Below are 14,762 nucleotides of genomic sequence, written 5' to 3'. Positions count from 1 at the left end.
CAGATCTTCTTGTTCTCCTCGCACCCTTGGCGCACTGGCATATTTATCTAACATCATTGAATTTTTAATTCATGACAATTCCTGTGCCAGACGCGATCGGACACCGCTCGAATCTCCCTGATTCCCTCCGCACGGATTCGACCCCTACATTCATTCCCTCGATCCCGATCGACGGCGCGGAGAGTCAGCAATGGGCATAACCCCGGGGAACCGCGAAGGAAAGACACGGATTACCCGCCGTCAGGCGTCGCCTGAATTACCCATCATGCATTTCATTAAAAAGCACCTTGCAACAGGGCACCTCAGCACGCGAGATTGCGGCGATGCAGCAACTCAACACAAGGCACCTCGTCACGCTCTCTCTCGTCGCGCCGGGCATCGGGCTCTCCGTGCTGCTCGCGGCCTCGCCGGCGAGCGCAGCGACGTACGAGGTGGGCCGAGGCAAGCCGTATTCGAGCCTCGCCGAGGTCGCCCCTCGCCTGGCTGCCGGGGATGTGGTCGAGGTCCAGGGCGACGCCACCTATCCAGGGGATCTGATCTTCAAAAAATCCGGCACCGAAGCGCAGAAGATCACCATCCGCGGCGTCCGCGTGAACGGCCGCCGTCCTGTGCTGTCCGGAGGGACGAACACGGTGGTCTTCGGTGGCAATCATTACACCTTCGAGGGCTTCGAGATCACCCGGGGCGCGAACCGCTGCGTGTTCAACCGCGCGCATGACGTCACCATCCGCGACGCGGTGGTGCACGATTGCCCAGGGCACGGCATCCTGGGCGCCGACTCCGAGTCGGGCTCGTTCACGCTGGAGTACGTCGAGGTCTACGCCTGCGGCTCGGGCGACACCAGGCACCCCATCTACATCGCGACCGACGAGGAGACGCGCCTCGGCTCGGTGTTCCGCATGCGGCATTGCTATGTCCACGACAGCAACGGTGGCAACAACGTGAAGAGCCGCGCGGAGCGGAACGAGATCTATTACAACTGGATCGAGGGCGCGAAGTACCACGAGATCGAGCTCATCGGGCCGGACGGCCAGGACGAGGGGCTCGCGCGCGAGGACTCCGACGTTGTCGGCAATGTCTTCCGCAAGACAAACCAGAACTTCGTCGCGCGCGTCGGGGGCGACGGCACCGGGCAGACGTTCGGTCGCTTCCGGTTCGTCAACAACACGTTCCTGCTCGCCCCCGGCTCGAGGCCGGCGATCCGGATGTTCGACGGCATCGAGAGCGTCGAGATGAGCAACAACGTGTTCTACCGGCTCGGCGGCGGCGGCGTGGAGGTCTACGTCGACAGGTCGGCGAGCTGGGTGACGGGCGCGGCGCTGCTCGCAGGCGCGAACAACTGGGTTCCGACCGGCTCTTCGGCCATCCCCGCGGCGTGGACTGGCACGCTGCAGGGCGCCGATCCCGGGTTCGCCGATATCGGCTCGATGGACCTCCGCCCGTCGGCGGGCAGCCCGCTCATCGACGCCGGCGCCCGGTGGACGCCGAGCCCGGCCGGCCACCCGTTCCCGAACCCGCTCGCCGCACCGCGGTTCACGCCCGCGAAGAGCGTGCGCGCGGCCAGCGGAGCGCCGCAGCGGCCGACCACAGGCGCGATCGACATCGGGGCCTACGAGTTCGGAGCCGGCCTCTCGTACACCGCGGACGCCACGAGAGCCGCCGCGAGCGATGAAGACGCCGCCGCGAGCGACGGGGACGCCGCCACCGGCGACAGCGACGCCGCCGACGCGGACGGCGACGCCGCCACCAGCGACGGCGACGCCGCCGACGCGGACGGCGACGCCGCCACCAGCGACGGCGACGCCGACGACGCGGACGGCGACGCCGACGACGCGGACGGCGACAACGCCGCCGGCGCGGACGGCGCCGACTGCGCCGCGGCCGGAAACGAGGCCGCAGAGGGCACCGATGCCCGCTGCGCCGGCCACGCCGGCTCGTGCAGCGCCGCCGGGGCGCTCGCGGGCGGTCCGCTCGCCGGATCGAGCGCGGCCCTCGCGGGGATGACGGCGCTCCTCGGGGCCGCCCTCCGGCGCCGCGGCCGCCGCTCCAGGGCGTGAGCCGCAGCGCGGGCGCTCACGCGACGAGCGCGCGCAAGAAGCGCCGCGCCGCGGCCGGATCGGGCAGCTGAAACGCCGCGGAGCTCGCCCCGCCGCCCACGTGGACGGTGAGGGCCGTGGGGGGGAGCGCCGCGAACAGATCCTCGTCCGTCCTGTCGTCGCCGAGCGCCACAACCATCGCTTCGGGCGTCACCGTCGCCAGCACCCGCGGCACGATCACCCCCTTGTTGACGCCCCGCAGCCGCACCTCCAGCACCTTCCGGCCAGGGATCAGCTCGAGATCGCGCTCGCGCAGCACCTCGTCGAGCTTCGCTGGCACCTCGCGGGCCATGTGGCTGGCGAGCTCCGGGTCGGCAGACCGGTAGTGCCACGCGATCGACACCACCTTCTCCTCGATGAAGCTGCCCGCCGTGCGGTCGACGAAGCCCTGGAGGATGTCGCGGACCCGCGGCTTCCAGTCGAGCGACGCCTCGCGGAGCGCGACCCAGGGCTCGCCGGGGCCGGCGCGGGAGAAGAACCCGTGCTCCGCGTGGAGGCTGATGGGCAGCTCGCCCAGCCACCGCTCGAGGTCCTCGCGCGGCCGGCCGCTCACCACGTGCACCTGCGTCCGCGGGCGCGCCGCGAGCGCGCGCAGGTCGGCGATGAGCTCCTCGTCGGGCGGCGCGAGCTCGGGCATCGCCGCGAGCGGGACGAGCGTGCCGTCGTAGTCGAGCATCACGACGAGCGACGGCGCGCTGCGCGCGCTCGCGATCGTGTTGAGCTGCGGCGCGCCGGCGCGGCGCCGGACCGCACCCACCGCGGGCGCCGGGCTGCACGCGCGCTCGAGATCGCTCAGGAAGCCGTGCGACCAGCGGTGCACGTCGTGCGTGACGACGCGGCGCCGGAGCGCCTGCATCCGGACGCGCTGCTCGGACGGCGGCATGACGAGCGCCCGCTTGATCGTGGCGGCCACCGAGTCGATGTCGTACGGGTTGACCAGGAGCGCCTCGATCAGCTCGGCGGCCGCGCCCGCGAACTCGCTCAGCACCAGGGCGCCGGTGTCGTCGATCCGCGAGGCCACGTACTCCTTGCAGACCAGGTTCATCCCGTCGCGCAGCGGCGTCACCATCATCACGTCGGCGGCGAGGTAGAGCGCGACGACCTCGGACATGGGCATCGACCGGTGCAGGAAGTGGATCGGGACGTCGTCGAGCGTCGCGTAGCTGCCGTTGATGCGGCCGACGAGCTCGTTCACGAGGCGCCGGACGTCGGCGTAGGCGTCCACCTTCTCGCGCGTCGGCACCGCGAGCTGGACGAACCGGACCCGGCTCCGGAGCTCGGGCTCGCTCTCCAGGAAGCGCTCGATGGCGAGCAGGCGCCGCGGGATCCCCTTCGTGTAGTCGAGCCGGTCGATGCCGAGCACGATCTTCCGTCCCGGGGCGCGCTCGCGGATGCGCCGCGCCTCGGCGCGCACCTCCTCGTCCCGGGCGAGCCGCGCGAACTCGTCGACGTCGATGCTGACCGGATAGGCGCCGAGCCGCACCTTCCGCCCCTCGTACGCGAGCGTCTCGAGGTCGGGATCGAGGCCGAGCACGCGCGCGGCGGAGTAGACGAAGTGGTACCGATAGGACGTCGTGTGAAACCCGACGACGTCGGCGCCGAGCATGCCGCGCAGCACCTGCTCCCGCCACGGCAGGCTCCGGAAGACCTCGGCCGCTGGAAACGGGATGTGCAGGAAGAAGCCGATCCGCGCGTCCGGGATGCGCCGGCGCAGCATCGCCGGCACGAGCATGAGCTGGTAGTCGTGGATCCAGACCCGATCGCCCGGCCTGTACCGGGCGACGATCGCCTCGGTGAAGCGCTCGTTCACCTCGCGGTAGCTCTCCCAGTCGCGCCGCGCGTCGAGGTGCACCTTCTCGGTCAGGTAGTGGAACAGCGGCCAGAGGACGCCGTTCGAGAAGCCGTCGTAATAATGGCTCACCTCGGCCGGGGTGAGGTGCACCGGGACGGCGCCGAGCTGCTCGAGCTGCTCCTCGATCGCCTGGCGCTGCTCCGCGCCGAGGCGCGAGACGTCGCCAGGCCAGCCCAGCCAGAGGCCGCCGAGGCGCTCGTGGGGGCCGCGGAGCGCGGTGACCAGCCCGCCCGCCGACGGGACGACGGAGACGTCGCCGTCATCGACGTGGACGGTCACGGGGAGGCGGTTCGAGACGATGAGCAGGCGGGACATGCGCGGCGCGAAGAAGCTAGCGCATGGCGCATGCACCACGCCCACGCGGCGCGGCAAAATCAGGGACGAGCCGAGCGGCTCGTCCGGCGCATCCTGAGCGTTACCGGTCGATCCGGATCGGGGGCGCTGTGTTCTCTGGGGCGGCGGGCTTCGTCGTGGGCGGAGGCGGGACCACGCGAGCAGGCCGTCCCCAGGTCCTCCTGCTGGGCGAGCTGGAAGGCGGATCCTCCGTCTTCGCCGGCGCCTCCACCTGCGCGAGCCTCGCGACGGTCTGCACGGACATCTCCGACGGCCCCTGGATGATGGAGTAGGGCTGGAAGCCTTCCTTCTGCACCGTCAGCCGGCGCGGCGCCGCGCGCACCAGCTCGTTCTCGATCGAGAGCTGCAGCGGGGTCTGCCCGAGCGACTTCCCGTCCTCGAGGACCTCGGCGCCCGGCGGGATCGACTCGATGATGAGCATGAACGAGGCCGCGCCCTTGGGGTCGCTGGGCGCGCTGGTCGGCGCGGGGCTAGCCGCGGGCGGGGGCACGGTCGTCGCCTCGCTCGACGCGGGGTTGCGGGTCAGCACGAACGCGACCGCCGCCACGATGACGGCGCCGATGGCGGCGAGGATCACCGCCTTGCGCCCGGCGGGTCGCGCGTCCTGCGCGCCCGCCGCGCCCTTCGACGCGTCCGCCGTGGTCGCCGCCGCGACCCCCGTCCCGACGCCGGAGGTGCGACCGCTCGCCTCGTCGTCCGTCGCCGGCGCAGGGAGCGTCACCGCCTCCTTGAGCGCCTGCACCGTGGACGAACGCGACGAGATCTGCACGCCGGGCAGCGACTCGAACGACGTGATCTGCGTGCCGCCGAAGGCGGTCGTCACGCCCATGCCGCGGGCGCACTCGCCGAGGCCCTGGATGAGGGCGTCCATCGTCGCGGGCCGTCCGTCCGGATCCTTCGCGAGGCAGCGCATCACGAGCGCCTCGAGCGGCTCCGGGATGTCGACGTCCGGGTTCCGATCCTTCATGCGCGGCACCGGCTGCTGGAGGTGCGCCATCAGGATCTGGATCGACTTCTCGGACTCGAACGGGACCTTCCCGCAGAGCATCTGGTAGAGGATCACGCCCAGCGAGTAGATGTCGGTCCTGAGATCGACCTTGCCGTGCGAGATCTGCTCGGGCGACATGAAGCGCGGCGAGCCGAGGAACGCGCCCTGCTGCGTGAGCTCCTCCGAGTCGTCGCCGAGCTGCTTCACCAGGCCGAAGTCGAGGATCTTGACCGCCTCCTCCGAGTCCTCGTTGGAGACGAGCATGACGTTCGACGGCTTGAGGTCGCGGTGGACGACGCCGTGCTTGTGCGCCTCGCGCAGCCCGCGCGCGATCTGCCGGGCGATGCGCATGGCCTCGGGCGGCGGGAGGCGCCCCTGCCGGCGCACGCGCCGGAAGAGCGTCTCGCCCTCGAGGAACTCCATCGCCATGAAGAACCGGTCCTGATCGTCGGCCTCGATGCGGCCGTAGTCGAAGACGGTGACGATGTTCGGGTGCTGGAGGCGCGCGAGGATGCTCGCTTCGAGGAAGAAGCGCTTGTGGAAGTTCGGGTCGAGCTGCCGCGAGGCCTGGTTCGGGATCAGGACCTTGATCGCCACCGCGCGCCCGAGCGGGAGCTGCTCGCCGCGATAGATCGTGCCCATGCCGCCGGTCGCGAGCATGGACAGGATCTTGAACTTGCTGTTGAGCACCTTCCCGAGCAACGGATCGATCGGCTCGCTGCGCGCTACTTCATCGACGACGTTTTCGTTGGCACTCATATGAACTCCGTCGCCTTCCCCGTGCGGGCGCGGGCGAGCCCTCCCCTCGGTGTCGATGCCTCGCGATGCGTGAGCTTTGACCTCATGATCGTGGGGAGCTTCGGTGCGTGGGGCCGTCGGGGCAGTCTAAACGGAAGAAAAGTCCTTGGCGACCTTTCCTCGATCGCCCCGTTCGCGAGACCGATGGCCCCCTGTCGCAGGCCCCTCCGGGAGCCCAGCCGGCGGCCGTGCGGGAGGCGCTGCACCATGCGCCGAGCGCCATAGCCCCGATCGACGGGAACCGCCAGTTGCTCGCATCGAGCGTCCGCATCCGACCTTCGCACCACGAGATCCTGCCAGGAGATTACACGGCTCCGCGCCCGCGCGATGCTCTTCCGATCGTCCCTGCCTCGCCTCGCCGCCGCGGGCGCCGGACGTCCCCGCCGGCCCCCTCGCCCTGGCGGGCGGGGACGAGGTAGTAGAGGAGGATGCGACCCGATCGCGCCCTGTGGCGCTGGTGGAGGGGGAGAGAGTACCGGCGCCTACTCGACGAGGCGGCGTCCGAGCTGGCCGGCTCCCGCCACGCCGAGGCGGAGGCGACGTGCGCGCGGGCGATCGCCGTCGCCGAGGAGATCTTCGGCCCCGGGGACGCCGAGCTGACGGGGCCCCTGTACGCGCTGAGCTCGGCGCAGCTCGCGCAGGGGCGGCTGGACGAGGCGCGCGCGAGCTCGGCGAGGGCGATCGCCATCGCCGAGGCAGCGGGGGCGGGCACGGACCCCCCGCTGCCGAGGCTGCTCGAGCAGCTCGCCGCGATCCTGGAGCGCCGGGGGGCGGCCGAGGACGTCGAGGCGCTCTTCCGCCGGATGCTCGCGGGCTACGACCGGATGCGCGCGCCCGATCCGGTCGAGCTGTCCGCGCTGCTGAACCGGCTCGGCCTGCTGCTCGGCCGGAGGGGGGCGCGCGCCGAGGCGGCACCGCTCTTCCAGCGGGCGATCGCGCTGCGCGAGGGGGCGACCTCCGCCCGCCATCCGCTCGTGGCGGAGGTGCTTTACAACGCGGCCACGTTCCTGGTGGAGGACCGCCCGGCGGCCGAGCGGGAGGCGATGCTCCGGAGGGCGCTGGAGATCGCCGAGGCGGACCCGTCCGTGGAGGGGGCGCTGCTCGCGTCGATCCTCCACAACCTGGCGGTCGCGCGGGAGACGCTCGGGGACGCGGCCGAGGCGGCGGCGCTGTACGAGCGCGCGCTCGCCGCGCGGGAGGCGCTCGTCGGGGCCGCCCACCCGTCGCTCCGGCCGACCCTTGTCCGGCTCGCGCAGGTCCACCACGCCGCGGGGCGGCCCTCCGCGGCGCTGCCGCTCTACGAGCGGGCGTTCGCGCTGGCCGCGGCGGAGCTCGGGTCGGATCACCCGGTGGCCGAGGCGATCAAGGCGTGGATGGACGAGGCGCGGAGCCGGAGCTGACGCGCCGCTCCGCCGACGGTGGGCGATCAGCGCTCGAGCGGCGGGCGATCACCGCCCTCGCGCCAGCGATCAACGAGCTCGGGGAGGACGGTCGAGGCCATCTGGAGCAGGTGCGCCATGTGGTGCTCCGGCGTGTTGCCCCGGAACCCGCGGACGCGGAGCTCGCCCACGCTCGCCTCGGTGGTCGGGACCAGCTGCTTCTCGAGCTTCCTCGAGACAGCGCCCTCGGCCGCGCGCAGCCGCAGGTGCGGGGGGGCGGCCCACGCGGGCGCCCGCTCGACGGGGTGCCCGGCCGCCGCGCCGAGCAGGTAGTCGGCCGTCGCGCTGGAGCTGGCGTACGCGATCGGGTCGATCTCGGAGTGCGTGATCGTGAACAGCATCTGACCCGAGGCGGCGAGCTGCGCCGCGCGCGCGAACGACGCGAGCTGCAGGTTGTTGAGCCCGCTCGGGTGCCCGGGGGCGAAGCCGCAGTGGATGCCGTCCGTGACGAGGATCGCGTCGAGCCGCTCGATGCCGCGGCGGAGCTCGAGGATCTTCGCGATCGCGCCGTAGCCCGCGCTCCACGAGGAGAGCGCGACGCGGCGGAGCCGCGGGGTCGGCAGCCCGCGCTGCGCGAGCGCCCGGTCGATGTCCGCGAGCAGGCTCTCGTACATGCCCGGCTGCGCGTAGTGGTCCTCGTAGGCCCCCGAGCCGATGCCCAGGTTGATGACGGCGACCGCGGCGTTGAGCCCGGCGACCTCGGCGCTCTCGCGGACGAGCTGGGTGCTGCCGTGGAAGTGGAGCACGAGATCGTAGCTCGACCCGGCGGGCGTGAACGTCTCGGGCGTGAAGAGCACGCCGCCGCGGATCGAGGCGTATCCGTCGTGCCGGATCTCGGGCGGCGGCGTCGCCCCTTGCCAGCGCGCGAACACCTCGGGCGCGACGAGCACCTTCGCCGCGGCGCCCTCGCGCGCGGAGCGCGACGCGAGGAGCAGCGCGCGGCTGACGGGCGTCATGGCGCGGAAGGCCTCGGCGTTGACCGGCATCCGCGCGGCGATCCCGCGGGCGGCCAGGACGACGACGACGATCACGGTCGCCGCGGCCAGGACGAACGCCCCGAGGGCGCTCCACCTGCGGGCGCGGCGCTCGTCGGCTGAGGGAGCAGACCAGGAGCCGTACGGTCCGGCCTCGGCCAGGTGCAGCGGCGCCCCCTGCAGCGCCGGATCGCCGAGGCCGGGAGCGAGCCCCTGCTCGAGCGGATCGGGCGCCGCGCCGAGGGACGGCGGAACGAGGAGAGACCCTTGCTCCAGCGAACCGGGCGGCGGGTCGAGGGGAAGACCGCGATCCGGGGAACCCTGGACCACGGTGACAGGCGGCGGCGTGGGCGTCAGCGAGAGGTCCACAGGCGACCTGTCAGCGCGCACGTTTGCCTTCATTCGATGCGCCTCCTCAGCGGGGACGTAGCGCTCGGCCTTCGCTGCCAGGCGCTGCTTCGTCTCGGTGAGCGCGTTGCACATGCGGCGCCGCGCTGCGTTTCTGCTCCTGCCATGAGCCTGGAAGGCGCCGTGGCAGCGGGAGGATCGACCAGCACGGCACGAAGCTCAAGCGGCAACCGTGCCGTACGCGCATATTTAAACGTGACGGTAATGCTGTGTGTCCTGCTGGAACACGCGTGGGTGAGCCCGTCGGGCGGCGAAGCGGGGGGGCGAGAGGGAAGTGCTCGCGGCGGCGCGGGTGAGGTGCGCGCGGTGAACAGAGCACGGCGGCGATGAAACGCGCACTTGCACCGCTCTCCGCCACCCAGCAAGGTGCTCCGCGCTTGTTTCCCCGTGAGGCCCGCTTCCTGCTCGCAGCGACGCTGCTCCACGCTGCCATCCCGTGGCTCTCGCGGATCGCTGGCAGCCCGGCGCCGGCGCTCGTGGCCCGCTCGAGCGGCGCGTACCGCGAGGTGGAGATCGAGGTGCAGCCCGTCGCGCCGCTCGTTCCGCAGCAGGACGAGCCGGACGCGCCGCCGCCGCACGCTCCGGACGGGGCGCGGCCGCGCGAGGCGGCGCCGCTCCTCGGACGGACGGCGCGCCGGGAGCGGCGCGCGCTGGAGGCGCCGGCGCCGCCGGAGGCTCCGGTCGAGCCGCGGGAAGGCCCGGTCGCGCCTCCGCCGCCGGCGGCCGAGTACGGCGGTCCACCGAGCGCCGAGGGGCCGCGGGGCGTGGCAGGGCTCGGCGGCGTGCCGGTGTGGCAGCTGCCCGGCGTGCTGCCGGACCGCGCGCCTCCGCCGCCGGCGCCGACCGCGCCGACCGCGCCGCGGGAGGTCTCGATGGACAGGGCCGGCGAGGTGCTGCGCGACGTGATGCGCGATCGGGACAAGACGCTGGGGCTGGATCTTCCCGCCGCCGGGACGGTCGCGTCCGTGGTGGCGGACGCGGTGCGCGCAGCCGAGACGCCCGCGACGGCGCGCGCGGTGTTCGAGGTGCAGCTGAGCGGCGCCGGCGCGGTGCTCGGGGTGCGCGCGCTGTCGTCGACGGCCGGAGCCGCCGCGCTCTGGGCGCGGGTGGCGCGCGAGGCGGCGGCGCAGCTCGCCGGGCGCGTGCTCGCGATGACCGCCGCGTTCGCCAAGGGCGCGAAGGTCTACGTCACGGTGAGCTCGTCGGTGAAGATGCCGAGCGGCGCCACGTCGGGCGGGATCCACCAGCAGGGCGCGGGCTTCGGGTTCGACGTCTCCGACATCGGCGCGAGCCCCCAACGGCTTGTCCAGTCGAGCTTCCGCGTCGAGGCGATCGACTGAGGCGCGCGGGCGCGCGGCGACACCGCGCGCGACGCGATCAGCGGCCCCGTCGCTCGGTCCAGCGCCGGTAGCGCGCGGCGCTCGCGGCGAGGCCGATCCCGAGCAGCCCGAGCAGGCTCAGCGCCGCGGGGACGCCGGCGAGCCACACGAGCACCGGCAACGGGGGGCGCGTCGGGCAACCGCGCCGCGTGGCGAAGCGGCAGGCGTGCCGCTGCTCGATCGCCTCCGCGGCGGCGCGGACCTCGGGCGCGCCGTCGGGCAGGCCGCGAAGGGCCGCCGAGGCCATCATGTAGGCCGCGGAGGCCGAGCGATCGTGGGCCGGATCCGCCGGTACGCGGTCGTGCACGAGCTCGAGCAGCCGGGCGGCGCGCTGCGCCGGCGCCTGCTCGGCCAGCGCTCCGGCGAGGTGGCGCGCGAGCGCCTCGTCGAACTGCAGGGCGCAGGCGACGGCAAGGTCCTCCCCGAGCGTGAGGTAGACCGTCTCGCCCGACGCCGTCTGGCGGGGCTCCGTGCCGGACACCACGACCGGCCTGCGCAGCGCGACCCGCGCCCCCCGGACACAGCGCGGGACCTTCGGGAGCTCGCGCAGGTGCACCGCGGCGTAGCGCTGGTACGCGACGCCGGCGATCGCGCCGAGCGAGAGCGCAAGCGCGAGGAGCGCGGCGCTCCAGCGCGCGCTGGCGCCGGCGCGCGCGGAGCGGCCGGCGCGCGCCGCCGGCGCAGCGCGCTCCTCGCGCGCTGCCGGCGCGGGAGCGGGCTCGCCGGAGGGCTCTCGGGACGACATGGCCGCGGGTATGAACAGCCGCGACGACGCTGTCAATCGATGCGCTGTCAGGAAGGGGGCGCCGCGCCGGCGAGGCGCGCCACCTGCGCCCAGGTGCGGGCCGCCTCCTCGTGCCCGACCGCGGCCGCGAGCCGCGCCAGGAACTGCGCGCACGCCTGCTCGCCGCGGCGATCCTCGGCCTCGCGAGCGCGCGCGAGGGCGCTCAGCGCCTCGAGCAGGGCGCCTTCCGTGCGGCCCGTGGCGGCCAGCGCGACGCCGTGGGCGAGCAGCGCCCGCGCCCGATGCGAGGGCGACGCGTCGGCCTCCGCCGCGATCCGGAAGCGCCGGAGCGCCTCCTCCTTGGCGCCGCGCCCGAGCGAGATCAGGCCGCTCAGGCGCTCCGCCAGCTCCTGGTGCTCGCCGGTGCGGCGGAGCTCGCCCACGAGCCGCTCCAGCGTGCGGACATCGCCCTGAACCAGCGCCTGCTTGGCCAGCTCGGCGAGGCGGACCGCGATGTCGTTCATCGACAGGACGGGCGACTCCGAGGTCTTCGCGAGCGGATCCCCCGAGGCGTCGTCGAGCGGGAAGTCCTCGTCCAGGGAGGGCACGTCGGGGAAGTCCGCGGGCGTCTCGTCCGGGAGCGCCGGCGCTGCGCCGCCCGGCCGCGACGCGCGGGGCCCGCCGGCGCGCGCGCCGCCGCTCTCGGCCGGCATCGTGGAGCCCCGCCGGCGCGCGGAGCTGTCCGCCGCCGCGCGGAGCGCGTCGGCGCCGGCGGGCTCCGAGGCGGTCGTCGCGCGCTGCGGATCCGGCGCGTCGCCAACCACCTCGATGGGCGTGCGGTAGGTCGGCGGCTGGCTCGAGGTGCTGTCCGGCGCCCCGTCCAGCCGGTGCTCCCTCGCGGTCTCCTGCTCGTCGGCGAACGCGAGCAGCTCGGCGGCCGACGACTCGAGCAGCGCGTCGCCGGCGGCGCGCGCGGCGCGCCCGGCGAGATCGGCCGCGGAGCTCCGGTCGCCCGCCTTCGCGGCGTGAAACGCGGCGTCGGCGAGGCCGAGCACGCCGGCGTGATCCTCGACCACGCGCGCCGCGGCGAGGTGCCACGCGGAGCGCTCGCCCGGCGGGACGGCCGCGAGCAGGGCGTCGCGCAGCGTGCGCGAGGAGAGCTTCAGCCAGCCCGGCTCCGGCCGGAAGGCCCAGCCGGCGCCGAGCAGCGCCGCCTGGACCGCGGTGACCTTCGGGGCGCCGGTGCCGTCGCACAGCGCCTCGATCGCCGACTCGGACGCGTCGCCGCCGAGCGTCGCGAGCGCGGTGAGGACGGTGCGATGGCCGATCGCGAGCAGGCGCAGGCGGCCCTCGATCGCGCGGGACGCGGGCGGCGCCGCGAGCTCGGCGCCGGTCATGGTGCGCGCGGGCCTGCCCCGCCCGGCGCTGCGCCGGCGCGGCGCGACGCTCCTGCCGATCCAGCGCAGCGCGCCGCTCTCCAGCGCCTCGCAGATCAGCTCGCGCAGGGCCAGCGGGAAGGGCGGCGCGCGCGCCGCCCACCGGCGCGCGCCCGCCTCGTCGATGCAGCCGTCGAGGAAGCGGCGGACGAGGTCCTGGGCGCCCGCGGCGGAGAGCGGCCCCAGCGCGACCGTCGCGGCGGGGGTGAGCGCGGTGAGGGGCGCGGGGAGCGGCTCCGCGCGCCCGAGCCGGACGACGGCGCGCAGGCCGCCCATCTCGAGCGCGATCGCGATCGCCTCGAGGCTCGCGGCGTCGACCTCGACGGCGTCGTCGACGGCGACAAGGCCGGAGCGGGCGCCTTCGGGGGCGAGCCACGCGGCGATCACCTCGGCGGCGCGCCACGGCTCGACGCCCTCGCCGGCGATGAGCCGCGCGAGCGCGGGCGTCAGGCGATCCGGGAGCGCCGGCGCGCGGCCCTTCTCGGTGCGGGGCGCCGCGCGCACGAGGGCGCGCCGGAGCGCGCCGAACGGCTCGCGCGAGGCCCCGATCGGCGCGACGAAGAGGCTCCGCGACGGGGCGAGGGCCCTGAGCAGCTCCAGGAGCAGCCGCGAGCCGCCGGCGCCGGGCTCGGCGCGGACGATCGCGAGGGAGCCGGGGGGCACGGCGAGCGCGGCGAGCTCGCCGTCGCGGCCGCTCAGGGGCGGCTTGCAGAGGCGCGCCACGCTCTCGGCGACCTGCCGGCGCAGCGGCTGCTGCGCGTCGAGGCGCAGGCCGCGCACCCGGCGCGCGCCGTCGACGCCGCGGTGGATGCCGAGGGTCATGAGCTCGCCCGAGAGCACGGCCTGGAGCGCGGGATCGAGGAGCACGTCGCCCGGGAGCGCGACGCGGGCGAGCATGACGGCGACGAGCAGCGGCTGCCCCCACGAGAGCGCGGTGAAGCGCCCCGCCTCGCCGACGTAGGTCATCTCCCCCTGCGCGATGCCGACCGCGAAGCGCGCGTCGGGGTGCACGGACGCGTCCTCCGCGGCGAGCGCGGCGAGCAGCACGGCCTCCTCGATGTCCTCGGGGCTGAACTCGAAGGAGAAGGTCTGCGCGCTCCAGGCGCACAGGGTGGCGCCGAGCGCCTCGGCGCGCTTCTTCAGCGCGAGCGCCCGCGCGAGGTAGCTCTCCTCGCCGCGCGGCGCGCGGCGAGGGTCGCGCGCCGCGCCCCGGTGGCGCGACGGCGGCCCCGGCGCGCGCGTCGCGCCGCGGCGGCCGGGCCACGGCACGACCGCGTCCGTGCTGTCCGGCTGCGAGAGGGCCGCAGTACCTCGAAAGGACACGACGATGCGCTCCGGCATTGCGGCGAGTGTAGCGGGGCGCGGAAAGCGCGTGGGTGGTTCTTGGCGTGCGCGCGCGCACGCACGCGCGGTTACGATGGATCCTGGATGCGATGGTCCTCCCTGCGCGTCGTGAGGCCGCGATCTCGCCCGGTGCGCGCCGCGGCGCTCGTCGCCGCGGCGCTCGCGGCGGTGCCCTCCCCTGCCGCTGCGAACGGCGTCTTTCCCTCGGCGGACCAGCTCGTGTTCGACCCGGCAGACCCGGCGCGCGCCGTGGCCCGGATGACGTACGGCCTGCTGGCCACGCGGGACGGGGGCGCGAGCTGGCGCTGGATCTGCGAGGGCGCCGTCGGGTACGACGACACGGGCGGCGCGGCTCCACCCATCGCGGCGGCGGAGGGCGGCAGGGTGCTCGCCGCGCTGAGCGACGGGATCGCGGTCGGCGCCGAGGGCGGCTGCGCCTGGGCGCGCGCCGAGGAGCTCGCGGGGAAGGCGGTGCTCGATCTCTCGGTGCGGCAGGGCGACCCGTCGCACGTCGTCGCGGTGGCCGCGGGGACCCGGCACGCCCTCTGGGCGTCGCGCGACGGCGGCGCGCGCTGGGCCAGCGCGGGGACGCCGCTCCCGGCGGGCTTTCAGGCGCGGACGGTCGACGTCGCGCCCTCGGATCCGCAGCGGGTCTACGTGAGCGGCCTCGCGACCGGAAGCGGACCGGTCAAGGGGGTGATCGCGCGCTCGGCCGACGGCGGAGCGACGTGGGAGACCGCGGTGGTGCCGGGGAGCACGACGTCGCGCGAGCCCTACATCGCGGGGGTCGATCCGCTCGACGCCGACGTGCTGTACGTGCGGGTCGCGAGCGCGCCGGGGCGCCTGTTCGTCTCGACGGACGGCGGGGCGGCGTTCGAGCCGGTGTTCGAGACGCAGGGCTTCGTGCGCGCGTTCGCGATCTCGCCGGACGGCGCGACGGTGGCGGTGGGCAGCGACGTCGACGGCGTCT

General features: G+C 74.5%; 8 protein-coding genes. 3 read left to right on the top strand and 5 right to left on the bottom strand.

The features are described from left to right. Positions 1 to 323 precede the first annotated feature (323 nt). Complete coding sequence (locus WMF17_RS03135) at positions 324 to 2,057, top strand: right-handed parallel beta-helix repeat-containing protein (RefSeq protein WP_437648013.1); 1,734 nt, start codon at positions 324 to 326, stop codon at positions 2,055 to 2,057. Positions 2,058 to 2,073: 16 nt separating this feature from the next. Here the strand turns inward: WMF17_RS03135 and WMF17_RS03130 are convergent, their stop codons facing one another. Next, the gene (locus tag WMF17_RS03130; protein WP_437648011.1) at positions 2,074 to 4,263 is read right to left on the bottom strand and encodes a bifunctional alpha,alpha-trehalose-phosphate synthase (UDP-forming)/trehalose-phosphatase; all 2,190 of its coding nucleotides are present in this window, start codon (positions 4,261 to 4,263) and stop codon (positions 2,074 to 2,076) included. 100 nt (positions 4,264 to 4,363) lie between these two features. Then, positions 4,364 to 6,049: a protein kinase domain-containing protein gene (locus tag WMF17_RS03125; protein ID WP_437600489.1), complete on the bottom strand. Its 1,686-nt coding sequence runs from the start codon at positions 6,047 to 6,049 to the stop codon at positions 4,364 to 4,366. A gap of 467 nt (positions 6,050 to 6,516) precedes the next feature. Between WMF17_RS03125 and WMF17_RS03120 the strand changes: the two genes are divergently transcribed. Further along, a complete protein-coding gene (locus WMF17_RS03120; protein WP_437600488.1) occupies positions 6,517 to 7,488 on the top strand; it encodes a tetratricopeptide repeat protein in 972 nt (323 codons plus the stop codon). A 26-nt stretch (positions 7,489 to 7,514) separates the two neighbouring features. Here the strand turns inward: WMF17_RS03120 and WMF17_RS03115 are convergent, their stop codons facing one another. Then, positions 7,515 to 8,903, bottom strand: a complete 1,389-nt coding sequence (locus WMF17_RS03115; protein WP_437648009.1) for a hypothetical protein — start codon at positions 8,901 to 8,903, stop codon at positions 7,515 to 7,517. Between the two features lie 383 nt (positions 8,904 to 9,286). Between WMF17_RS03115 and WMF17_RS03110 the strand changes: the two genes are divergently transcribed. After that, positions 9,287 to 10,249: a hypothetical protein gene (locus WMF17_RS03110; protein ID WP_437600486.1), complete on the top strand. Its 963-nt coding sequence runs from the start codon at positions 9,287 to 9,289 to the stop codon at positions 10,247 to 10,249. A gap of 37 nt (positions 10,250 to 10,286) precedes the next feature. Here WMF17_RS03110 and WMF17_RS03105 read toward each other — a convergent pair whose 3' ends face one another. Both WMF17_RS03105 and WMF17_RS03100 read right to left on the bottom strand, forming a co-directional pair. Continuing rightward, entirely contained in the window at positions 10,287 to 11,033 is a 747-nt protein-coding gene (locus WMF17_RS03105) for a hypothetical protein (RefSeq protein ID WP_437648007.1), read from the bottom strand. Between the two features lie 47 nt (positions 11,034 to 11,080). After that, on the bottom strand, positions 11,081 to 13,789 hold the full coding sequence (locus tag WMF17_RS03100; RefSeq protein ID WP_437648005.1) for a hypothetical protein: 2,709 nt from the start codon (positions 13,787 to 13,789) through the stop codon (positions 11,081 to 11,083). Positions 13,790 to 14,762: the final 973 nt, after the last annotated feature.

It is taken from the genome of Sorangium sp. So ce362, from assembly GCF_051519845.1.
GTDB lineage: Bacteria > Myxococcota_A > Polyangia > Polyangiales > Polyangiaceae > Sorangium.
The sequence above is the reverse complement of the archived record's forward strand: the minus strand, read 5'-3'. Positions and strand labels throughout refer to the sequence as shown.